This is a genomic window from Pseudomonas sp. StFLB209 (assembly GCF_000829415.1).
Lineage (GTDB): Bacteria > Pseudomonadota > Gammaproteobacteria > Pseudomonadales > Pseudomonadaceae > Aquipseudomonas.
In genome coordinates this window covers 5548071-5570849 of sequence record NZ_AP014637.1, presented here as the reverse complement: position 1 = coordinate 5570849, position 22779 = coordinate 5548071, and the positions used below count along the sequence as shown (strand labels likewise).

18 protein-coding genes are annotated in these 22779 nt (G+C 61.5%); 8 read left to right on the top strand and 10 right to left on the bottom strand.

Annotated elements, in window-relative coordinates:
* Positions 1-22: 22 nt before the first annotated feature.
* From PSCI_RS24800 to PSCI_RS28320, 6 genes are all read right to left on the bottom strand, one after another.
* Positions 23-1660, bottom strand: coding sequence for a dipeptide ABC transporter ATP-binding protein (locus PSCI_RS24800; RefSeq protein ID WP_045492136.1), 1638 nt, complete (start codon positions 1658-1660; stop codon positions 23-25).
* Positions 1657-2556 carry an ABC transporter permease gene (locus tag PSCI_RS24795; RefSeq protein ID WP_045492134.1) on the bottom strand — a complete coding sequence of 300 codons (900 nt, stop codon included), beginning with the start codon at positions 2554-2556 and terminating at the stop codon, positions 1657-1659. Before PSCI_RS24795 ends, PSCI_RS24800 begins: the two co-directional genes overlap by 4 nt.
* Before the next feature lie 2 nt (positions 2557-2558).
* Positions 2559-3509 (bottom strand): ABC transporter permease, encoded by a 951-nt coding sequence (locus PSCI_RS24790; RefSeq protein WP_045492132.1) that lies wholly within the window; start codon positions 3507-3509, stop codon positions 2559-2561.
* On the bottom strand, positions 3506-5149 hold the full coding sequence (locus PSCI_RS24785) for an ABC transporter substrate-binding protein (RefSeq protein WP_045492130.1): 1644 nt from the start codon (positions 5147-5149) through the stop codon (positions 3506-3508). The genes PSCI_RS24790 and PSCI_RS24785 overlap by 4 nt, the downstream gene beginning before the upstream one ends.
* Before the next feature lie 112 nt (positions 5150-5261).
* Positions 5262-7805: a TonB-dependent receptor plug domain-containing protein gene (locus PSCI_RS24780; RefSeq protein WP_045492129.1), complete on the bottom strand. Its 2544-nt coding sequence runs from the start codon at positions 7803-7805 to the stop codon at positions 5262-5264.
* A gap of 581 nt (positions 7806-8386) precedes the next feature.
* A complete protein-coding gene (locus PSCI_RS28320; protein WP_052483510.1) occupies positions 8387-9718 on the bottom strand; it encodes a DUF4214 domain-containing protein in 1332 nt (443 codons plus the stop codon).
* Positions 9719-10317: 599 nt separating this feature from the next.
* Between PSCI_RS28320 and PSCI_RS24770 the strand changes: the two genes are divergently transcribed.
* The 4 genes from PSCI_RS24770 to PSCI_RS24755 all read left to right on the top strand — a co-directional run bounded on the left by PSCI_RS24770 (position 10318) and on the right by PSCI_RS24755 (position 14618).
* The gene (locus tag PSCI_RS24770) at positions 10318-12435 is read left to right on the top strand and encodes a TonB-dependent siderophore receptor (protein ID WP_231906625.1); all 2118 of its coding nucleotides are present in this window, start codon (positions 10318-10320) and stop codon (positions 12433-12435) included.
* An 81-nt stretch (positions 12436-12516) separates the two neighbouring features.
* Positions 12517-12711 carry a hypothetical protein gene (locus PSCI_RS24765; RefSeq protein WP_045492127.1) on the top strand — a complete coding sequence of 65 codons (195 nt, stop codon included), beginning with the start codon at positions 12517-12519 and terminating at the stop codon, positions 12709-12711.
* Between the two features lie 381 nt (positions 12712-13092).
* Complete coding sequence (locus tag PSCI_RS24760) at positions 13093-14316, top strand: RNA-guided endonuclease InsQ/TnpB family protein (RefSeq protein WP_045492125.1); 1224 nt, start codon at positions 13093-13095, stop codon at positions 14314-14316.
* A complete protein-coding gene (locus PSCI_RS24755; RefSeq protein ID WP_045492123.1) occupies positions 14304-14618 on the top strand; it encodes a DeoR family transcriptional regulator in 315 nt (104 codons plus the stop codon). Before PSCI_RS24760 ends, PSCI_RS24755 begins: the two co-directional genes overlap by 13 nt.
* A gap of 18 nt (positions 14619-14636) precedes the next feature.
* Here PSCI_RS24755 and PSCI_RS24750 read toward each other — a convergent pair whose 3' ends face one another.
* The gene (locus PSCI_RS24750; protein ID WP_045492121.1) at positions 14637-15503 is read right to left on the bottom strand and encodes a LysR family transcriptional regulator; all 867 of its coding nucleotides are present in this window, start codon (positions 15501-15503) and stop codon (positions 14637-14639) included.
* Positions 15504-15604: 101 nt separating this feature from the next.
* On the opposite strand from PSCI_RS24750, the gene PSCI_RS24745 reads away from it, so the two are divergent.
* The 3 genes from PSCI_RS24745 (at position 15605) to catA (ending at position 18039) form a co-directional block, all read left to right on the top strand.
* The gene (locus PSCI_RS24745; RefSeq protein WP_045492119.1) at positions 15605-16729 is read left to right on the top strand and encodes a muconate cycloisomerase family protein; all 1125 of its coding nucleotides are present in this window, start codon (positions 15605-15607) and stop codon (positions 16727-16729) included.
* 25 nt (positions 16730-16754) lie between these two features.
* Complete coding sequence (catC, locus tag PSCI_RS24740; protein WP_045492117.1) at positions 16755-17045, top strand: muconolactone Delta-isomerase; 291 nt, start codon at positions 16755-16757, stop codon at positions 17043-17045.
* A gap of 64 nt (positions 17046-17109) precedes the next feature.
* Complete coding sequence (gene catA / locus PSCI_RS24735; RefSeq protein ID WP_045492116.1) at positions 17110-18039, top strand: catechol 1,2-dioxygenase; 930 nt, start codon at positions 17110-17112, stop codon at positions 18037-18039.
* A 164-nt stretch (positions 18040-18203) separates the two neighbouring features.
* On the opposite strand, the gene PSCI_RS24730 is transcribed toward catA, so the two are convergent.
* The gene (locus tag PSCI_RS24730; protein ID WP_045492114.1) at positions 18204-19826 is read right to left on the bottom strand and encodes a phosphoethanolamine transferase; all 1623 of its coding nucleotides are present in this window, start codon (positions 19824-19826) and stop codon (positions 18204-18206) included.
* Positions 19827-19989: 163 nt separating this feature from the next.
* Positions 19990-20676 carry a response regulator transcription factor gene (locus PSCI_RS24725; protein ID WP_045492112.1) on the bottom strand — a complete coding sequence of 229 codons (687 nt, stop codon included), beginning with the start codon at positions 20674-20676 and terminating at the stop codon, positions 19990-19992.
* A 255-nt stretch (positions 20677-20931) separates the two neighbouring features.
* Here PSCI_RS24725 and PSCI_RS24720 point away from each other — a divergent pair, with 255 nt between their 5' ends.
* Positions 20932-21666 carry a phosphatase PAP2 family protein gene (locus PSCI_RS24720; protein WP_045492110.1) on the top strand — a complete coding sequence of 245 codons (735 nt, stop codon included), beginning with the start codon at positions 20932-20934 and terminating at the stop codon, positions 21664-21666.
* Here PSCI_RS24720 and PSCI_RS24715 read toward each other — a convergent pair.
* Complete coding sequence (locus tag PSCI_RS24715; protein WP_045492108.1) at positions 21656-22573, bottom strand: LysR substrate-binding domain-containing protein; 918 nt, start codon at positions 22571-22573, stop codon at positions 21656-21658. The two genes, PSCI_RS24720 and PSCI_RS24715, sit on opposite strands and share 11 nt — an antisense overlap.
* Positions 22574-22779: the final 206 nt, after the last annotated feature.

Here is a 22779-nt window from a genome sequence, read left to right as displayed (position 1 = left end):
GAGGGACATCGCGCCAGCCCCGTCAAGCCGCCGCCCGCTCGGCCTTGCGCCCCGGTATCGCGCCAATCAATTCCCGCGTGTACTGCGCCTGCGGCTCGCCAAACACCGTGTCCACGCTGCCGTACTCGACCACTTGCCCTTGCTTGAGCACCAGCACCTGGTGCGCGACATTGGCGACCACCGCCAGGTCGTGGGACACCAGCACGTAGGCGATGCCCAGTTCGCGTTGCAGCTCTTCGAGCAGGTCGAGGATCTGCGCCTGCACTGATACATCCAGCGCACTGACCGGCTCGTCCAGCAGCAACAGGTCCGGCTGCAAGGCAAGCGCGCGGGCGATGGCCACCCGTTGGCGTTGCCCGCCTGACAACTCACGAGGCAACCGGTCGAGGTAGCTGACCGGCAAGTGCACGCGGCTGATCAACTCGCGTGCCGCCTGCTCCAGTGCCGCGCCTTTTAGCAGGCCGAACGACACCAGCGGTTCGACGATGCTGTCGAAGATGGTGAAGCGGGGGTCGAGGGCGGCGAAGGGGTTTTGCTGGACCAGTTGCATGCGCTTGCGCAGCGGGCGGAAGTCGCGCCAGTTCAGGTCGGTGACGTCCTGTTGCTCAAACAGCACCCGGCCGCTGCTGGGCTTTTCCAGGCCCAGAGCGATCCGCAGCGCGGTGCTTTTACCCGAGCCGGATTCGCCAACGATGGCCAGGGTCTGGCCGGGATAGACGTTGAGGGTCAAGTCTTGCAAGGCAGTGAACTGCGCGTCCTGGCCTTTGATTTTCGGCAGGTCGAAGACTTTGCCGACATTGCGCAGGCTAAGGATTGGCGCTTTGTCGTCAGGCGCAACAGGCCGCTGCGACAGCGGGCGGCGCTGGCTGAACGCCGGGGCTGCTGCGAGCAGGGCGCGGGTGTAGTCGTGTTGTGGCTGGGCGAGGATGGTTTGCGGCGCGCCCTGTTCGACCAGTTCGCCCTGTTTCATCACCAGCAGGCGGTCGGCGCGGTCGCTGGCCACGCCCAGATCGTGGGTGATGATCAGCAACGAGATGCCGCGTTCGCTGACCAGTTGTTGCAGGTGGTCGAGGATTTTGCGCTGCACGGTCACGTCCAGCGCGCTGGTCGGCTCATCGGCAATGATCAGCCGCGGGTTGCCGGCCAGGGCGATGGCGATCAACACGCGCTGACGCATGCCGCCGGACAGCTCATGGGGGTACTGGCGGGCGCGCAGTTGCGGGTTGTCGAGGCCGACCTGTTGCAGCAGTTCGATGATGTCGGCATCGACGCTCGGGTAGCGGCGGCCATGGGCGAGGATCAGCGCTTCGCCGATCTGCTGGCCGATGCGCAGGGTCGGGTTGAGGCTGACCATCGGGTCTTGCGGCACCAGGCCGATCACCCGGCCACGCAACTGACGTTTCTGGCGTTCGCTGGCGTGGGCCAGGTCGGTGCCGTCGACCCGCAGTTGGCCGCCGGTGATTTTCGCGTTGTCTGGCAGCAGGCCGAGAATCGCGTTGGCCATTGTTGATTTGCCAGAGCCCGACTCGCCGACGATGGCCACGGTTTCGCCCTGGCTGACGCTGAACGAAACATTGCGCACCGCATGGGTGAGTTGCCCGGCAGAGGCGTAGGTCACAGCCAGTTGCTGAACGTCGATCAAAGGCGTTGGCGTGCTCATCGCGGGTTCTCCTCGAAGGTGCGGGCGATATGGTTGAGGCTGAACACCACGGCCACCACGAACAGGCCGGGTAGCAGCGAGACCCACGGGGCGGTGATCAGAAAGTGTCGGCCGTTGGCGATCAGCGTGCCCCACTCGGCAGCCGGTGGCGCGGCGCCAAAGCCGAGAAAACTCAAGCCGGCAGTGGCGAGAATGGCCGCACCGAAGTCCAGCGTGGCGAGCACCGCCACCGGGCCCCAGGCGTTGGGCAGGATGTGCCGCACCAGGGTCCGTCCCCAACTGGCGCCGCCCAGGCGTGCGGCTTCAACGTAAGGCAGGGTCTTGACCCTTAGGACTTCAGCGCGTGTGGTGCGGGCGAAGCCTGGGATGATCCCGACCCCCACGGCAATCGCCACCGGTACGGTGCCAAAGCCGATCGCGGTGACGATGGCCAGCGCCAGCAGCAGGCCGGGCAGGGCCAGCAGCACATCGACAAAGCGCATGATCAGCGCGTCGATCCGGCCGCCGGCAAAACCCGCCAGCACGCCCAGCCCCAAGCCGCCGACCAGGGCAATGCCCACCGCTAGCAGTGCAGCCTGGATCGACAGGCTGGAGCCATACACCAGCCGCGTATACAGGTCGCGGCCCAGCTCGTCGGTGCCGAACCAGTGGGTCAGGTTTGGCGCGGTGAGCTTGACGCTGGGGGCGGTGGCGTAGGGGTCGAAGCTGGTCAGCAGGTGCGGCGCCAGCGCGGCGAGCAGGGCGAAGCCGACGATCAGCAGCGCCAGGCTGAAGCCGGGTTTGCGCAGCAACGGCAACAGCGCCGTGCCCAGGCGTTGCAGGCGGCTGCGGCGGCGCCAGAGCGGCGCGGCAGTGGTGATCGAGTTATCGCGTAATAGGCGGCTATCGGTGCTCATGGTCAGGACACCTTCGGTTGGTGAGTGATGCGTGGGTCAAGGTAGGGGTAGAGCAGGTCGACCAGCAGGTTGATCAGCACAAAAGCCGCTGCCGAGGCGGCGACGATCCCCAGTACCACCGGAATGTCCTGGCGTAGCACCGCTTCCTGGGCCAGGCGGCCAACGCCGTTGCGGGTAAAGATGGTTTCGACCAGTACCGCGCCAGACACGGTGTTGCCGACCTGCAGGCCGATCAGGGTGAGGATCGGCAGCGCGGCGTTCTTGAAGCCGTGGCGCAGTTGCACCTGGCCACGGCTCAAGCCTTTGGCGTAGGCGGTGGCGATGTAGGGTTCCTGCCACACGCCTTGAAAGCCGCGTTGCAGCACCTGGGCGTACACCGCTGCACTGGGAATCGCCAGGGTGACGGCCGGCAGGATCAGGCTTTCAAAGCCCTTGCTGCCAGTGGCCGGAAACCAGCCCAGGCTGAACGCAAAGACCTGGATTAGCAGCAGGCCCATCCAGAACACTGGCACCGAAAAGCCCAGCGACGGCAGGCGTGCCAGGGCGACTTTCAGCGGTTGCCAGCGAATATAGGACGCCAGGTAAGCCAGGCCGATGCCGCCGATCAGCGACAGCACGATGGCCAGGCCCGCGAGGGCGAGGGTTTGCGGCAGGCGCTCGGCGAGCAGTTCGTTGACCGGGCGGTTCAGCGACAGTGACTGGCCGAAGTCACCTTGAATGGCCCGCCACAGCAGGTCGAAATATTGCTCGAAGATGCCTTTGTCCAGGCCGTAATAGGCCCGGGCTTTGGCAAGGTCTTCGGGGCTCAGCGCATCGGCCTCCAGGCCCGAGGCGCTGAGCATGATCGACAAGGTGTCGCCGGGCAGCATGTAGAGGATGAAGTAGGTGATGGTGTAAGCCCCCCACAACACCAGCAGGGCCTGGCCCACGCGGCCGATCAGGTAGCGGTTCATTTTTTCGCCTCTTGGTTGCCTGCCAGTTCGATGTCGCTGAGCAGGGCGAAGCCCTCAGCGGTCCAGCGGAAATTCTTCACTTTGGCGGCGGTGGCGGCCTGCCAGACCCGCTCGTACACCGGGAACGCCGAGCCTTCGTCGACCAGCAGGTCTTGCAGTTCGCCATAGGCGGCGGCGCGTTGCTCGCTCTGGGTGGCAGTGATGCCGGCGTCGAACAGGGCCTTGGCTTTTTCCAGGGTTTGCGGCTCGTAGATGTTGGTGGCCAGTGCCGCACTGTTGGCGGCGCGGGGGTCAAGAATCGTCTGCAGGATGATCGGGTCGGCGCGGGTCATGTAGTTGATGCTCAGGTCGTAGTTGCCCGAGGCGTTGTTGGCAACCCACTCGGCACGGGTTACGACACTGAGTTTCAGGTCCACGCCGACTTTGCGCAGTTGGTCTTGAATCAGTACGTCGCCGGCGGTTTCTGCCGGGCTGATGTTGTAGCTCAGGCTCAGGCGTTTGCCGTCCTTGTAGCGATAACCGTCGGTGCCTTTGGCCCAGCCGGCGCTGTCGAGCAACTGCTCGGCGCCGGCCGGGTCGTAGGCCAGCTTGGCGGCCTGGCTCTTGAAGTACGGGGTGGTGACGTCGAAGATCCCGGTCACCACCGGGAACTCGGCGTTGTATACGGCGCTGGCGTAGGTCTTGCGGTCGATGGCTTTTTGCAGGGCCAGGCGCACTTGCTTGTCGCTGAGCAGGCGCTCGCCACGGGTGTTGGGGAACAGGTTGAGTGCCGGGCCGGGCAGTGAACGGCTCTGGATGGTCGCGCCCTTGGACTGGAACAGCTTCAGGTCGACTTCCGAGAACGGGTTGCGCGGCCAGAGGATGTCGGCCTTGCCTTGTAAAAACAGCCCGTTGCGTACGCTTTCTTCCGGGATGTAGCTGATCTCGACGGTGTCGAGGTGTGCTTCACCCTGATTTTTCACGTTGGCCGAGGCCCAGTGGTAGCCCTTGCGCTTGACCAGCTTTGCGCCGCTTTCCGGGGTGTAGTGTTCCAGGGTGAACGGGCCGGTGCCGATGATCTTGCCCAGCGAGCGCTCTTTGGCAGTCAGCTTGTACGAGGCCGGGGCGAGGATCGCCAGGTTGGTGGTGGAGGTGGCTTGCAGGAAGCCGGCGTTGGGCTTGGACAGCACCAGCTTGAGGGTGAAGTCGTCGACCACTTCAGCATGGTCATAACCGGCCAGATAGGTGGCGCCGAAGGTCGCCGGCAGCTCGGTGGCGAATGCCTTGTTGCTGTCGAAAGCAGTCTTCACCGCATGGGCATCGAAGCGCTCGCCGTTACTGAAGGTCACGTCGTCACGCAGCTTGAAGGTGTAGGTCAGGGCGTCGGCGCTGACCTCCCAGCTTTTCGCCAGCCAGGGGATGATTTTGCCGGTGTCCGGGTCCTGGTCAGTGAGCGATTCAGCGACGTTGCGCAGCAGCACCCGGTGCTCCAGCCAATAGACCTGGAAGGGATCGACGCTGACCAGGGTGGTGTTGTCGCCCCAGAAGGCGATGTTCAGGGTCTTGTTGGCGGCTTGGTCGCCGGATGGCGAGCACCCGGTCAGCGCCAGAGTCAGCGCGACAGAGGCCAGCAGGCGGCCGGGGAAAACAGCTTGGGTCATGGTGGTGTCCTTGTATCAATACTGTCTACTAAGGCGGTCTGCTTCGCGGCTGAAGCCGCTCCTACGGTTTACCGCCGTAGGAGCGGCTTCAGCCGCGAATCACATGGATAGATCAGAAGTCATAAGCCAGTTTGGTGTACCAGAACCCGCCATTGGGGCTGAACGGCGGGTTGCCATAGATGCCCTGGCCGCCGTTGGAGGGCAGGGCGACCACGCCGTTGCGGTCGGGGTATTCGTTGAAGATGTTGGTGCCGCCGATGCTCGCGGTGAGGTTGTCGGTGACCGAGTAGGCGATATCCAGGTCGGTGATCCATTTGGCTTCGAAGCTGCGGTCGGCGCTGGCGTTCTGGGCCCAGGTCTCGACCTTGCCGTAGCGGGTCGTCTGCAGGCTGACCACCCATTTGTCGATGCTCCAGTTGGCGCCCAACACCCATTTGGTTTTCGGTGAGGCGGCCACCAGATTGCCCTCGGCGGCATGGCCAACCACCGAAATGCCCGAGGCGGTCAGGTCTGCCGGCGAATCGCGGCGGCCTTCGACGGTGGTCTTGTTCCAGTTGAACGCCGCGCTCCAGCGCACATCGCCAAAGCCGCCCAGCGGGGTCAGGTGGTCGAGCACCAGGTCCAGGCCGCGGGTGCGGGTGTCGAAGGCATTGGTGTAGTAGGTCACCCACGACCCTTCGGCCACACCCAGCGAGCGCAGAGTGTTGTTGATCAGGCCGTTGCCGCGGTCATAGATGTCCTGCGACAGCACGATACGGTCGTCGATGTCCACCACATAGGCGTCCAGGGTCACGCTGGTGCGCCGCGCCGGTTGCCAGGTCAGGCCCAGGCCGATGTTGCGTGACTTTTCCGGGTCCAGCTCACTGGCGCCGAATGCCTTGGCCAGGGCGCTGCCCGGTGTGGCGGTGTAACGCAGCGCCGGCACCACCACGCCATCGGCGTTGACCCCGGTGCGGTTGTCGGCCACCGAGTAGCCCAACTGGGTCAGTGACGGGGCGCGGAAACCGGTGCCCACGGTGCCGCGCACCGCCAGGGTGTCGGTCAGTTCATAGCGCGAGTTGAGCTTGAGGGCGAAGGTGTTCTTCTTGATATCGTCGTAGTGCTCGACCCGCCCGGCCACGCCGATGTACCAGCGCTCGCTGGGGTTGAGACCGAAGTCCAGATAGCCGGCAAAGTTGTTGCGGTCCAGGTCGGCTTCGTCTTCCGGGCGGATCACCAGCGCCGCCTGCGCACCCCGACTCGGCCCGCCGTTCAGGCCGCTTGCCACGCTCAGGTCATACAGCGGGTTGCGCGCGCCGTTGGCCAGGGTTTGCGGGTAGCGGTAGTTGCCCACCGAGTAGGCATCGGCGCTGCCGGCGAAGGTCTGGAAGCGTTCCCAGCGATGCTCAAGACCAGCCGAGACCTGTACCGGGAAGGGCAGTAGCGGCAGACTTTCAAAATGGCGGGTGACGTCCAGGTTGTTGACCCACTGGTCGAACTGCAAGGTTGCCAGGTTACCGAACGACGTCCGCGAGGCCGGGCCATAGGTCGGGTTGATAGTCAGGTCGCTGGAGTGCTCGTTCTTGTTGCGCCCATAGGTGCTCGACAGGTCCCAGTTCCAGGCGCCCAGCTCGCCCTTGCCGCCGATCAGCAATTGATAGTCGGTGTCTTTGATGTTGTTCAGCGGATCGTAACCGTCGGGGAACAGCTCAGGGATCGAGGCGGTGCTGTAGGCCAGGCGCTTGTTGTTGTAGATGATCGCGTCGCGCTCACCGTAAGTGGCGTAGGAATACAGCTTGGTGCTATCGCTCAGTGGCAGTTCGGCGTTGTAACCGAGGTTGAAGGCTTCCAGGTCCGGGTCGCCGTTTTTCAGCGCACGGTGGTCCCAGCTGTCTTGCCGTGCGTCACCCGGTGCATAGCCACGGTAGTTGGCATCGGCCTTGTCATATAGAAATGCCTGATCGCGTTTGCGTGCATCGGCGGAGATTTGCACAAAGCCGCCATCACCCAAGGCGAAGCCTTTATTGCCAGCGAACTTGATGTTTTCGCCCTGACCGCTGCCCAACTGGCCGTAGCTGGCTTCCAGATGCCCGCCGCTGGCGCCCGACTTGAGGATCACGTTGATCACCCCGGCCACCGCGTCAGAGCCGTATTGCGCAGCGGCGCTGTCTTTAAGGACCTCGATGCGCTCGACGGCGCTGATCGGGATCAGGTCGATATCCACCGCATTGGCGCCGCTGGTGTCGATATTGCCGCCCGAGGGCATGGCGCCGTTATGTCGGCGTTTGCCGTTGACCAGCACCAGGGTGTAGGCCGGGCCGAGGCCGCGATTGGTCAGCGGCCGGGTGGTGGACTGAAAGCCCGAGGTGTTGGCGCCGAAGTTGAACGACGGCAGCAGTTTGGAAATCGCCTCCGACAGCTCGGCACGGCCGGTCTTGAGCAGTTGCTCACTGTTGATGATGTCGATCGGTGTCGGGCTGTCGGCCACGGTGCGCTGCGCGCCGCGTACGCCGGTGGAAATCACGGTCACGGTATCGAGGCGTGCGTCTTCGCTGTTTGCGGCCTGGGTCTGTGGGGCCAGCAGGCAGGCCAGGGTCAGGCTCGAGAGAGCCACGCCGGCGCGGGCCGGGGCGGTACGCAAGACGTGGCGGGCGTGGCGTGAAAACGATGGAGTCATGTATGCAGTTCCAGATGACAGCGGGGGCTTGGCCGGTTGGCGACGGCGTACCCTGTTGGCTATTGCGCATTGCCATTTAGCGGCGCGATGCGTGTCGATGGTCTGGAGCGATGCGGTGGTGGTGAGGTCGCTCGGGTCGTGCAACTGTCCGGGGGCCGCCCGGTTAGGTCATTAAGTGGCTATGGGTTGAATCGTATATTTATAAAAAAAGCGTGGAAAATTCTTTTTAGGAATAAGCTAATATTAAATAAATAGAATGTTACAGGTTAACATTATGCAAATATTTGATTTATTGGGGCGTGCGGACGGCCGCCGTCCAGCGGGCTTGCTGAATAAAGCGAAGCGCAGAGCGTCAGATGCGGCTGGGTCCGCTTAAACCTGGCTTGCAAGACGCGCACAGGAGCCTGCGCGATGCTCTGAAAAAAGCACCGCGCACCGATCTGCCGGCCGGGTTAAAAGGCTGTGCTTTTCGAGGTGCTGGAAATGGTTTTGCAACGTGTCCGATGTGGATGTACCCCTGTATTCGCCAGCAGAGCGGCCTCCTACAGAGGTTTTTAATGCCTAAACGAACAGTATCGAGGTCACCCGAGCCAGATGCCCTGGCTCATGTTGCCGGCCAGATTGGCGATGTTTTCACTGCTTTCCGAGAACGACACCAGCATCCCTTGAATGCTCAGCCCGCTGTTCAGTTCGTTGATCCAGTAGTTGAACCCACCGGCGTCCGGCTCGCGGTTGAGTACGTTGCGATAAAAGGCTGTGAGCAGTTCGCTTTGAGTCTGGCTGGCGCCGTAGAGGGTGCGGAACTCTTCGCTGGCCATGAAACCGTTGGCCACCGACAACAGGCTTTCTCCGTTGTCGATCGACGTAACCCAGTAGCGCAGGCCGCCTGTGTCTGGTGTGCGGTCGAGTGCAGCCTGATACAGGCGGTAAGCACTGCCTGCGGTTTGCCCGGCTCCGGTGTCCAGTGCCAGAGTCCCATCCTGAAACTTCAACCGTTCGATACCGGTCAGCGTGTCCCGGTCTTCGGTGGCGGCGAGACGGGTCACGTTGGTCAGGGTGTCGTTGCGCGACACTTCGTAGCTGCTGCGCAGCCCGTTATAGCTAACGCTGTCCAGCCCATCCAAACCTTGAAAATGATCGGCCGCCGGGCTGGCGAAAAAGACGTCGTTGCCGGTAGTGCCGGTCTGCACGGCGGCAGTGGTGGTTGCGAGCATGGCGTCATTGCTGGCAATGAAACCGATCAGATCGTCGTACACCAGGCCGATATCTGCCCACACATCCACGGTCGAGCTGCCTGAGCTCTTGACTCCGATTACATATGAGCCAGTGCTGTCAGTGACATACAGCGGGCCGCCAGAGCTGCCCCTGTCGAGGATATCGCTGCCCTCATAGGCGTAGGCGGTGTAGGTCGAATAACGTGCGTCGTGGTGAATATAGGCAGAGCCGTACATCAGCCCGGTGCTGCCGCCAGGATAGCCGAACGAATTGGCCCAGATCGACTGGTTGTAGCCCGATGCCAGGCCCATGTAGCCCACCTGGTCACCCACTGCTACATCAAGGCCGATCAACGCCACATCGTATTGCGACTCGGCCTGGGTCAGGGTGTTGTTGTTGCTGTTCTGGAACACCTGATTGGGGTAAGCCAGGACCTGCCAGTCTGCGTCAGTGAGCGAGACCAGCGGCGTACTGTCGAACCGGCCGGTCCGGAAGTTGTAGTCAGCCCCCACGTAGAACTCCAGGCGCGTGGCATAGCCACCCAGGTCCGGGTCGTAGACCACGTGCGTGGCGGTGAGTATGTCGTTGCGTCCAACCACCGAACCGCTGCCAATGTAGACGTCGCCACTGGCAAACGTGGCCTTGATGAAAACGGCGGTGGAGTAGGGGTAACGGGCTGGGCTGACTTCTGTGGCCATGGGTACTCACTTCGTGATGGCGCTATGGCTGTTAGGTTAAGGCGTGTATCGCCACAAAGACATTGGCAGTGTGGTGCCTCTGCTTGTTCCAAGGCAATACGCCCTTTGCTCTTGGTATTGATGATTGGTCAAGGGCACCGCGGTCCGGTGGGAGTCGGCTCAGCCGACGAATGCTGCGCTACAGCCGCAGCAGATGGGCCGGTTTTACCGCTGGGGTCCGGCGCCCCGGCAACCTGAGCGCCGATCGGCACATCAATCACTTGACTGACTCGGCACCAGCGCTGAGGACAGGTTTTTTGAAACAAGATATTTCAACGATTGGCAGAGAGACGAGCATAAACGTTGCGTTTGCTTGAGCATAACCACGCTTTGAGCGCTCTAGCTCGCCAAGGTTCATCCATTTGCATCAAAAATGTATGTCTGGAATTACAAATCATTATTATTAGCTTTGTTAATTTGTGTTAATTTTCGCGACCTGCTGTTTCTGGCTGTGTCGGCAGCTTCGGCTGCCCGACCTCAGAAGTGCGCGCAATGATTTTCCTCTCCAGCCCAGGAATCCTTCGATGTTTCGTCTTGCCTTCCCCACACTGGCCGGTGTCATGACGCTGAGCCTGTCCGCTTCGCTACTGGCGGCTCCTGCAGCCGACGGCACGGTGACTCTGGACAACGTGAATATCAATGCCGAACAAGGCACCACTGATGCGGCCACCACGGAAGGCACCCGCTCTTACACCACAGGTTCCATGAGCACGGCGACCAAGCTGCCGCTGTCGATCCGTGAAACCCCGCAGTCGGTCAGCGTCATTACCCGTCAGCGCATGGAAGACCAGGGCATGAACGACCTCAATGATCTGGTCAAGTACGCCCCTGGCATTACCTTTCGCAAGTACGGCTCGGACCGTCTGGAATACCTGTCGCGCGGCTTCAAGATCGACAACCTGATGTACGACGGCCTGCCGACCACCGTGGGCAGCTTCACTCAGGACACCATCTCGGCGGCTGACCTGGCGATGTACGACCGCATTGAAGTGGTGCGTGGCGCCACCGGCCTGATGACCGGCGCCGGCAGTCCGTCAGCGACCCTGAACCTGGTGCGCAAGCGCCCGACCGACACCCCGCAGGTCAGCGTGACCACCAGCGCCGGTAGCTGGGACCGTTACCGTCTTGAGGTCGATGCCTCTAATAAGCTCAACGAATCCGGCACCCTGCGTGGGCGGGTAGTGACCGCTTACGAGGACAAGAAAAGCTTCCAGGATGTGCGTGAAAGCCAGCGCCAGACCTTCTACGGCATCATCGAAGCCGATCTGAGCGACGCCACCACCTGGACCATTGGCGCTTCCAAGCAGCGCGATGACAACACCTCCGACTGGGGCAGCCTGCCCAGCGGCCCGAACGGTGAAGACCTGCACCTGTCACGTTCGACCTTCCTGAGCAACGACTGGTCGTACTGGGACAAGGACAACTACACGCTGTTCTCCGACATTACCCACCGCTTCAACAACGGCTGGACCGGCAAGCTGGCGGCGCAGAAGATCTGGGCCGAGGCCGATACGTTCTCCAGCTACCTGAGCTACAACGGCCCGACCCTGGAGCAATACTCGGGGCAGTATTTCAACACCGATGACCAGACCAACCTTGACGCCACGCTGTCCGGGCCGTTCCAGTTGGCCGGTCGTGAGCACGAGCTGGTGTTCGGTGCCAGCCGTCGTGAAGAAAAGTTCGACCAGTCCGGCGGCTGGTGGGGGCAGGCCACGCCCATCGATCCTTACAACTTCAACCACAGCGTGATCGCCAAGCCGTCGTCCAGCGACCGCAACCCCTATGCCGGGCGCAACACCAGCATCGAGAAGAGCGTTTACGCCGCCGCGCGGCTGAACCCGATCGACCCGCTGCACGTGATCATCGGCAGCCGCCTGAGCTGGTACGACTACGAGGACCGCGTCAGCGGCGACACCTATAAAGTCACCCAGGAAGTCACTCCGTACGCCGGGGTGATCTACGACCTCAACGACACCTACTCGGTGTACGCCAGCTACACGCAGATCTTCAAGCCGCAGAGCGAGCAGAATGTATCGGGTACCGTGCTGGATCCGATGACTGGCGAAAGCTATGAAATCGGCCTCAAGGGCGAGTATTTCAACGGCGGCCTGAACGCGTCCGTGGCGCTGTTCGACATGACCCAGGAAAACCGTGCCTACGCGCTGACCTCGCAGCCTGATGCCTGTCGTGCACAGAACCGCACCTGCTACGAAGCCGCAGGCGAAGTGCGCAGCCGTGGTATCGACGCTGAACTGACCGGTGCGCTGACCGCTGACTGGCAGTTCTCGGCGTCGTACACCTATGTCCTGAGCCAGTACATCAAGGACGCCAACCAGCGTAACGAAGGCCGGCTGTTCGCGCCGAACCAGCCCAAGCACCTGTTCAAGGTGGCTACCTCGTACAACCTGCCGGGCAACCTGAGCAAGTGGCGCGTGGGTGCTGATGTGTTCGCTCAGAGCGAGACCTTCAACGTGGTCGGCAGCGGCTACGCCACTCAGGACGCCTACGCGGTACTGGGCCTGATGGCCGGCTACCGCTTCAACGAGCACTGGGATGGCCGGGTCAACCTGAACAACGTCACCGACGAGAAATACTGGCAGGGTATCCCTACCGGTTCGGGCAGCGGCACCTATGGCGACCCGCGCAACCTGATGTTCTCGCTGAAATGGACCCTTTGAGTAGGACCGGCTTTAGCCGGGAAGAGCGCGGCTAAAGCGGATCGCCGCCCGCTCGTTCCCTCAAAGACTTGAGGCGCCCAAGTGAACAATACCCCGACTGGTTCGGGGTATTTTTTTGAAGGTCCGAAACCGCTTGCAGCGCATGAACTGCGCAGCAAAGCGAAAATTGATTTTCAACTGACAGCCTCAGGTGTTCTGCGGGGCAATATTGCCCGGTTGACGCCGATTACAGGGCTGCTCTATAACATCAACTCAATTTTCAATAAATTTAGTTGAAGATGGCATCCATCAAAAAACCGAAGTCTCATCTTGAGACACTGGCATACAGCGCCGAGGCGGTGGTCAAGCTGATGCCGCAGTTTCGGGCGGTCGATCAGAAGGGCCGTTATCTGCATTGGCATGACCATCAAGGCGCGACAAGCCCCGCCGTTCAGGGCGGAGAAGGATAGCGCGAACGGCGTAGCCGTCCCTGGTTGCCGTAGGGTGTCTGCTGCTGTTCGATGGATGCACAGCCACAGGATGATGCGAAGTAACATGGCGACACAGATGCTCTTCTACGGCGGTATTTCGTTACAAAGACCCCATGGGCATGCATCTTGAAAACATCGTGCCGTCCGCGCCTAATGGCGTCTTCATTGCTCATGGCTCAAGAGCAGCATGCAACGACTTCAAGCCTTCAAGTACGAACTCATGCCAGACGGCTGGCAGGAGCGGCAAATGCGCCGCTTTGCGGGCTCCTGTCGCTTCGTCTTCAACAAGGCGCTGGCATTGCAGAAGGAGCGCCACGAGCAAGGCGAGAAGAAGCTCGGCTATGCGGGCCTGTGCAAGTTGCTGACTGAGTGGCGCCATAGCACGCAAACCGCATGGCTGGCCGATGCGCCCGTTCACCCATTGCAACAGAGCCTCAAGGATCTGGAACGGGCCTATACCAATTTCTTCGTCAAGCGAGCCGACTTTCCCCGGTTCAAGAAGAAGGGGCAGAACAACAGCTTGCGCTATCCCGACCCGAAACAGATCAAGCTCGACCAGACCAACAGCCGCCTGTTTCTGCCAAAACTGGGCTGGCTGCGCTACCGCAACAGCCGCGAGACGCTGGGTACTGTGAAGAACATCACCGTGAGCCAGTCGTGTGGCAAGTGGTTCGTGAGTATCCAGACCGAACGCGAGATCGATGAGCAGCCCACGGCACAGGGTGCGGCAGTCGGCATCGACATGGGCATTGCCCGCTTCGCCACGCTTTCGGATGGCTCGTTCTACGCACCACTGAACAGCTTCAAACGCCATGAAACCGCGCTGTGCAAAGCGCAGCAGGCGATGAGCCGCAAGGTCAGATTCAGCCGCAACTGGAAGAAAGCGAAAGCCCGTGTCCAGCGCATTCACTCGCGCATCGGCAATGCCCGCCGCGACTATCTGCACAAGTGCTCCACCACGATCAGCCAAAACCACGCGATGGTGTGTATCGAGGACTTGCAGGTACGCAATATGTCCAGGTCGGCGGCAGGCACGGCAGATGCACCGGGAAGAAACGTTCGGGCCAAATCTGGCCTGAACAGGGCCATCCTCGATCAGGGCTGGTTCGAGTTCCGTCGCCAGCTGGACTACAAGCTGGCGTGGCGCGGCGGCTGGCTGATTGCCGTACCGCCGCGAGATACCAGCCGCACGTGCCCGTGTTGCGGCCATGTGTCGGCGGCCAACCGCCAGACGCAGGCGCTGTTCAGGTGCGTGGGATGTGGTTTCGAAGGCAACGCTGATGTGGTCGGCGCGATCAATGTACTAAGGGCGGGACACGCCCGGTTAGCCTGTGAAGTGAGCGCAGAGGTCATGGCGCCAGCAGCAGGAACCTACCGAAGCGACTCGGGGGCGGCTCGATGCCGCGTCTGAGCGCCGTAGGAATCTCCGGCCTTCAGGCCGGGGAGGATGTCAACGAGTCCGGTTTCAACAAGACCCTGAATTTCAGACAAATCCACTTGCTCAAAAAGCTGCTGCGCAATCCGGGTCGGTTGTTTACTGCCAAAGAGGTCAAAAATGACTTCGACATTTCCGAAAATACGGCCAGGACCGATCTGGAAAAGCTCTATCAACTGAAGTTGCTGGGCAAGAGCCGTGAGAGCAAGACCTGGTACTACATCGCCCGTGAAGATGCGATGGCGCATATTCGTGGCAGTGGTTCCAATCGTGGATGAAGGCCCCTTTGGCACGCCTTACATCGCCTTCACCTCCCGCAGGCACTGCCTCAGCAACTCTGACCCGTCGCCGCTGCGATAGCTGATCACGATCGGTGAGGTGGCGTGGCGGTCGAGCAGTTCGCTGTAGCCGATGTCATCGCGGTGCAGGCGTTGTACCGAGGCGGGCACCAGGGTGATGCCGATACCGGCCGCCACCAGGCCGATGGCGGTTTGCAGTTCGTTGGCCATTTGTGCCACATGAATCTTCAGGCCCTGACGGTTGAAGATCCCCAGCACATGGTCGGCGTAGCTGGGCCGCGGGTTGCCGGGGTATAGCACAAATGGCTCGGCGGCCAGGCGTTCGAGGCTCACCGGCCCGGCCAGCAGCGGGTGGCCGGCGGGCAGGGCGGCGACCAGCGGGTCTTCGCGCAGCACTTCCTGGGTGATGGCCGGATCGTCTAACAGCATGCGGCCAAAACCGATATCGATACGCCCGCTTTTCAGTGCCTCGACCTGCTGCAGGGTGATCAACTCGGACAAGCCCAGTTCCACATCGCCAAAGCCGCGCAGGCGGCGGATCAGTTCCGGTAGTTGCCCGTACAGGGTCGAGGGCGCAAAGCCGATGCCCAGCCAGCGCTTGCTGCCGCTGGCAACCCGGCGGGTATCGTCGCTGATGCGCTTGAGCTGCTCCAGCAGTTGCGAAGAGTGCTCATAGAAAAACCGCCCGGCCTCGGTCAGGCGCAGCGGCCTACTGCGCTCCAGCAGCTCTACGCCCAGTTCATCTTCCAGTTGCTGGATCTGCCGGCTCAAGGGCGGCTGGGCGATGTTCAACTGCTCGGCGGCACGAGTGAAGTTGAGGGTCTGGGCCACGACCCGGAAATAACGCAAATGACGCAGCTCCACAATACCTCCTGGGTATGAAGCGAGACTTAATCAATATTGGACCGCCCGGCTGTCGAGCGTCAATCTTGGCCTCAAGCACACCTGACCTGCCGGATAGCTTCATGAGCGATGCAATAACCATCCAAAGCTTTGAAACCCTGATCGTCGACCTGCCGACCATCCGCCCGCACAAGCTGGCGATGCATACCATGTATGGCCAGACCCTGGTGATTCTGCGCATTCGTTGCAGCGACGGTATCGTCGGGGTCGGTGAGGCCACCACCATTGGCGGCCTGGCCTACGCCGGCGAAAGCCCCGAGAGCATCAAGGTCAACCTCGACACCTGGTTCGCGCCGCTGTTGATCGGTCAGGATGCACGCAACCTCAATGCCGCCATGCAGCGGGTTGATCGCGGCATCCGGGGCAATACCTTCGCGCGCAGTGCTGTGGAAACGGCTCTGCTCGATGCCCAGGGCAAGCGCCTCGGGCTGCCGGTGGCCGAGGTGCTCGGCGGGCGGGTTCGTGACGGTGTCGAGGTGGCCTGGACCCTGGCCAGTGGCGACACCGGCCGCGACATCGACGAAGCCGAGCAGATGCTCGATCGGCGTCGCCATCGGCATTTCAAATTGAAGATTGGCGCGGGCGATGTGGCCCGCGATATCGCCCACGTGGGGGCGATCAAAAAAGCGCTGGGTGAGCGCGCCAGTGTGCGGGTTGATATCAACCAGGCCTGGAGCGAAGCGGTGGCGATCAATGCCAGCCGGCGCTTGGCCGAGGCCGGGGTAGAGCTGATCGAGCAGCCACTGTCGCGGTTTGACCGCGCCGGCATGGTGCGCCTCAATGCCCACAGCCCGATCCCGCTGATGGCTGACGAAGCCATCGAGTCGGTACAGGACAGCTTTGCCCTGGCGCAGTCCGGCGTGGCGCCGATTTTCGCGTTAAAGATCGCCAAGACCGGCGGCCCGCGTGCGGTGTTGCGCACGGCGGCGATTGCCGAGGCGGCCGGTATCGGCCTGTACGGTGGCACCATGCTCGAAGGCAGCGTTGGCACCCTGGCCTCCGCTCATGCCTTCGCGACCCTCGACAAACTGGAATGGCACACCGAACTGTTCGGCCCGTTGCTGCTGACCGAAGACATCCTGGTCGAGCCGCCGCTGTACCGTGATTTCCAGCTGCTGATTCCGACCGCGCCAGGCCTGGGCCTGGAGCTGGACGAACAACGCCTGGCGCGCTTTGCCCGCCGCTGACCCCTGATCGACAAGGAACTGCACGATGCTTTTTCACGTACGCATGACTGTCAGGCTGCCGGCCGACATGCCCGCCGAGCAGGCTGCCCGGCTCAAGGCCGACGAAAAGGAACTGGCCCAGCGCCTGCAACGCGAGGGTGTCTGGCGCCACCTGTGGCGCATCGCCGGGTTGTACGCCAACTTCAGCATTTTCGATGTGGCGGATAATCAGGCATTGCACGACACCTTGATGCAATTGCCGTTGTACCCGTATATGGATATCGAAGTGACGCCGCTGTGCAGGCACCCTTCGTCGATCCATGCCGATGATCGCTGAGCCCTGAACCCGACAATCAATACGCAGCAAGCCTGAACAAGAATAATGACGAGGACACGCCACCATGACCGTACGTATTTCCCACACCGCTGACGTCCAGAAATTCTTCGAGAATGCCTCGGGCTTCGACGAGGACGCCGGCAACCCACGGATGAAAACCGTGGTCCACCGGATCCTCACCGACGCAATCAAGATCATCGAAGACCTGCAGATCTCTCCGGAAGAGTTCTGGAAAGCGGTGAACTACTTCAACGAACTCGGTGCGCGTCAGGAAGCCGGTCTGCTGGTGGCCGGCCTGGGGCTGGAGCACTACCTGGACCTGTTGCTGGACGCTGAAGACGAGCAGAACGGTCAGGTCGGCGGCACGCCACGTACCATCGAAGGCCCGCTGTACGTGGCTGGCGCACCGCTGAGTCAGTACGAAGCACGCCTGGATGACGGCACTGACGCTGGCACGCCGCTGTTCATGCACGGCCAGGTCCGCGATGTCGACGGCCAGCCGCTGGCCAACGCCACCGTTGATGTCTGGCACGCCAACACGGGCGGCACCTACTCGTACTTCGACCCGACTCAATCGGAATTCAACCTGCGCCGCCGCATTCAGACCGACGCCCAGGGCCGTTACCGCTTCCAGAGCATCGTGCCGTCCGGCTACGGCTGCCCACCCGATGGTCCGACCCAGGGCCTGCTCGACCAGTTGGGCCGCCACGGCCAGCGTCCGGCACATGTGCACTTCTTCATCTCTGCCCCCGGCCATCGGCACCTGACCACCCAGATCAACCTGGCAGGCGATCCGTACCTGCATGACGACTTTGCCTACGCCACCCGTGATGAGCTGATCGCCCAGATCCATTTCATCGACGACGCCGAGCGCGCCGCGCAGCGTGGCGTATCAGGCCGCTTTGCCGAAATCGAGTTCGATTTCGCATTGCAATCCACCGAACAGGCCGCCGAGCAGGCACGCCGCGAGCGGGTGCGGGCGTTGGAGGCCTGACAATCTATTGATTTTTAATGGATATCCCGTAGGCGTCATGCCGACCGGTCAAGGCCAACGCGGTCCGGTGGGAGCTACCAAGGTAGCTCCCACAAAGGCATGCAGCGCCTAAACGACCAGTATTGCGGCTAAAGCGGATCGCCGCCTGGCCGGTCCGGCAGGGTTCAGCGATGTCTGCACTTGGCAAACATATCCAGCGGCTGACTGTAGTCGCTGGTTTTTACGTTGAGCAGGCCCAGCATCGAGTGAAACAGGTTGTCCTGGCTGAGCGGCTGGTTGCGCGTGGCTTGCAGGCAGTCGGTATCGACGCCGAACGACTGTCGATAACCCTCAGAGAACCATGCCACCATCGGAATATGCCGCTGCTGTTCGGGCGCCACCATGTAGGGCGTGCCGTGCAGGAACAGGTTGTACTCGCCCAGTGATTCACCGTGGTCCGACAGGTAAAGCATGGCGGTGTCGACCTTGTCCTGGTTGCTGCGCAAAATGTCGATCAGGCTGGCCAGCACATGGTCGGTGTACAGCAAGGTGTTGTCATAACCGTTGACGATGCTCTCGCGCGAGCAGTTGTTCAGTGCATTGCTTTTGCACACCGGGGTGAATTTCTCGAACTCGGCCGGGTAGCGTTTGAAGTATTCGGGACCATGGCTGCCCATCTGGTGCAGCACCACAACCGTGTCAGTCTTGAGGTTGTCGATATCGGCCTGCAGGTCGCGCAGCAGGATGGCGTCGCGGCATTCATGGTCGGCGCACAGGCCAGGGTCCTTGTCATTGCTCAGGTCGATGAAGGTCACCCGGTCACAGGTGCCTTTGCAACCGGCCTGGTTGTCACGCCAGATCACGTTGTAACCGACCCGCTTGAGTACATCCAGCAAGCCTTCCTGGGTCTTCGCCGTGGCCGCGTTGTAGCGCTTGCGGCCCAGGTCGGAAAACATGCACGGCACTGACACGGCCGTCTCGGTGCCGCATGACCAGACATCACTGAACGCAATCACATCGCCTTCAGCCTTGAGCCGGGGCGTGGTGTCGCGGGTGTAGCCGAGCAGCCCGAAGTTCTCGGCCCGGGCACTTTCGCCGACCACCAGTACCGTCAGTGACTTGCGCGGATGGGCGCTGGAAGGCGGTTCGCGCAGGGCATCGCTGGCGGTCGGGCGAAAGGTGGTTTTAGCGGCGAGGACCTGCTCATGCAGATAGCTCCAGCCAGCGCCGATCAGGTTGCTCGGCACCACCATCAGGCGCAGCTCGTGATGGTTGCGAAACAATGAGGCCAGCCCCTGGTAGTTGACCAGTGCGACCCCGCCCAGCAGCGCCACGCAGCCGACACTGATCAGCGCTTTACTGAGCACTTCGGCTGGCCAGCGGCGGTAGTTGATCGGCGTCTTCCACAGTAACCATGACGGCAGCACGCCCAGCGCAGCGATATACAGAAACAGCTTGCCGGAGAGCAGACCCAACGCCTCGGTCGGGTTGGTTTCGGCGACATTGCGGAACATTGCCGCGTCAAAGATGATGCCGTACTCGTTCATGAAATAAACAATGCCCGAACCGAGCATGAACAGGGTGATCAGTACCGGTTTAAGGATCCGTTTGAACGCGATCAGGGTGAGAAAAAGATTGAACGTGATCGCGATCAGCGCCGCAAAGGCGACACTTAGAATAAACCCGGTATGGTCAGCGGCAGTCAAACTGAAAACATGCTGCCAAAGGCTCTTGTTAAACGCCAGTAACAAGTAAAAAGTGGCGAGCACGGTCACAACTTCAGGGCGAACGGCTTTGATGTTCGGCATGTGGGTTACTTCACTAATAGGGTGGGCAAGAGAGCACGTCACGCGTTAAGCGTGGCGCTCCGTCGTGTGGCTGGCGGTTAGAAAAGTATCGAATCTTTGTTGCCAGCCCGCCAATGAAACTCAGCGGGCCGGGCCGATTTGCGACGGCTCAGAAAGCATTTGTTCAGCTTGCCCGCGCGGACGCGGCGCACAGCTTGTAACCCAGGCCGTGTACGGTCTGTAGCAGTTCGGTGTCGAACCCGCCATCGAGTGTGCGGCGCAGAATATGAATGTTGCTGCGCAGGCTGCCACCCTTGGGCGTGTCGTTGCCCCACAGGGCCAGTTCCAGCTCTTTGCGCGGGACCAGATGCGGGCTGCGGCGCATCAGTAGCTCCAGCAGTTTCAAGTGGGTCGGGTTGAGTTTCAGCACGGCGTTGGCGCGTGACACCTCCAGGGTGTCGAGGTCGTAGGTCAGGTCGGCCACGCTCAAGACCCGGTTGCCAGTGCCTTGGCGGCGGGCGGTGATGGCTTCCAGGCGCGCCAGCACTTCGGCCATGGCAAAGGGCTTGGTCACGTAATCATCGGCGCCGGCCGAGAACCCCACCAGGCGGTCTTCCAGCGTGTCGCGGGCACTGAGCATCAGGATGGTGACATCCGAGCGCGAGTGCTGGCGCAGGCTATGGCAGATGCGGTTGCCGTCGATGCCAGGCAGCATGATGTCAAGAATGATCGCATCGAACGCCTTGGTCGCTGCCAGGTGCAGCCCGCTCAGGCCGTCTAGTGCGCTTTCGACCTGATGCCCCTTGAGCTGCAGAAACTCCACCAGGTTGTCATGAATATCACGGTTATCTTCGATTACTAATATTTTCATTGTCGGTTGTGTTATGCGCAGTCTGCCGTGGCTACGGCTATCGTTCGGAAGTTGGCAGGGAGAAGACTAGACGACAATCGGTCTGCACGGCGTCAACGGTTTGTGAGAAAAATGTCAAAACCGCTGCCGGTCCGCTTGCTTGCTGTCGGCAGGCTGTCTGACTGACAACCTGATGACATTTTCTTCACCGGCAGCGTACCGCTCAGGGTATAACTTCGCGGCTTTCCTGGCAGGCCTCATTGCGGAGCATCTTTCATGGCCGATGTATTAACGGTCCCGGTATCACGTCCTTTCAACTTTCGCTTGGCAATGGGTTTGCCAATCGGGTTAATGTTGTTGTTATTGATTTTCGATCCCACTGCGCTGGATTACTTTCTGGCCCGATTGTTTTATATCCCCGGCGAGGGTTTCATCGGTGCACACAGTTATTGGCTGGAAACGATTCTGCATGATCGCGCCAAGCAGTTGGTGATTGCAATGGCACTCGGTTTTGCCGTGGCCTTCGCGCTGAGCTGGAAGGTGGCGGCGCTGCGACCCTGGCGCCGGACCCTGGGTTACATCGTCCTGGCGATGGGCTTGTCTACCGCAGTGATCACGCCCTTGAAGAACCTGACCCAGGTGCAATGCCCCTGGAGCCTGAGTGATTTTGGCGGCGTCGAGACCCATACGCCACTGCTCAGCCACCGCGCGCCGAGTCTCAAACCGGGACTGTGCTGGCCGGGCGGGCACGCGGCCACCGGCTTCTCGCTGCTGGCGCTGTTTTTCGCGTTGCGCGACCGCAAACCTGGTGCCGCCCGGGTCGCGCTGGTGTTCGCCATCGCACTGGGGGCGCTGTTCTCTTTGGGGCGGATGATGCAGGGCGCGCATTTTCTGTCGCACAACCTGTGGACCCTGCTGATCGACTGGCTGATTTGTCTGGGTTGTTATCGCTGGTTGCTGTATCGCCCACAGCGCACCGTTGCCCGTGCAGGCACCGCCCTCAGTAGCTGAAATCCCGCCCCAGCTCCTGCTGCATCCACTGCAAGAAGCGCCGCACTCTTGGAAAACCGGCATGCGCCTTGGGAAACACCAGGTGGTGGGCGCTGACCGGCACGCTCAGGCGTTCGGGCGCGATCACCAGCAGCTCGCCGCGGCTCAGGAATTCTCTGGCCAGCAGGGTGCTTTCCAGCGCAAAACCCAGCCCCAGGCGCGCCGCTTCGAGGGCCATATACGAGCGGTCGAAACTCAGCGGGTAGGGGCTGTCGGGCCGTGACAGGCCGTGCTGGGCAAACCACTGTGGCCAGTTAACCAGAGTGGCTTCAGACAACACCAGCGGGCGGTGCAGTAAGTCCTCTGGGCTAGACACCGGGCTCTTCGCCAGCAGTGCCGGTGAGGCCATCACTGCCAGATGCTCGTTGGGTACGCTGCGCACTTCCAGCGTCGGCCAGTTGGGCTGGCCATGGCGGATATCCACGTCGATCTTGTCGCGGCTGAAATGCAGCGACTCGTACGAGCACGACAGGTTGATCTGGATATCCGGGTGGCTCTGGCGAAACTGCTCGATGCGCGGCATCAACCACAGAAATCCGAAACTCGGCGATGCGTGCAGGCGCAGGCAATCGAGGCTGACATCGCTGCTGGCGCGTTCGGTGGCCACGGCAAAACTGTGCAGAATGCCAGAGACATCAGCCAGGTATTGCTCACCCACTGGCGTCAGGGTCACGCCACGGGCGTTACGCAGGAACAGCTGGCGACCGATCATGGCTTCGAGCTTGGCCAACTGATGGCTGACCGCCGAGGGGGTGAGGTTCAACTGCTCGGCGGCGCGTGCCACGTTACCGAAGCGGGCGGTCTGCTCGAAGGCCTGGATGGCCTTGAGCGGCGGCAGGTTTAGAGAGGCATCGGTGGGGGTGGGCATGGGTGGATTTTCCAGTAATCAGTAGTAATCGGGTGTTATGTCCAGTGAGGTGGGAGCGACAGGGCAGCCATCCGTCCTGGTCGCGAAGACGGCACATTCACAGCAGATGTGCAGCTTCACTGGCCCTTTCGCGAGCGAGCTCGCTCCCACAGGGGTACGGCAAAATATCGGTGATGTTGGTTCTGAGTGCTGAATTTTTTTCAGCA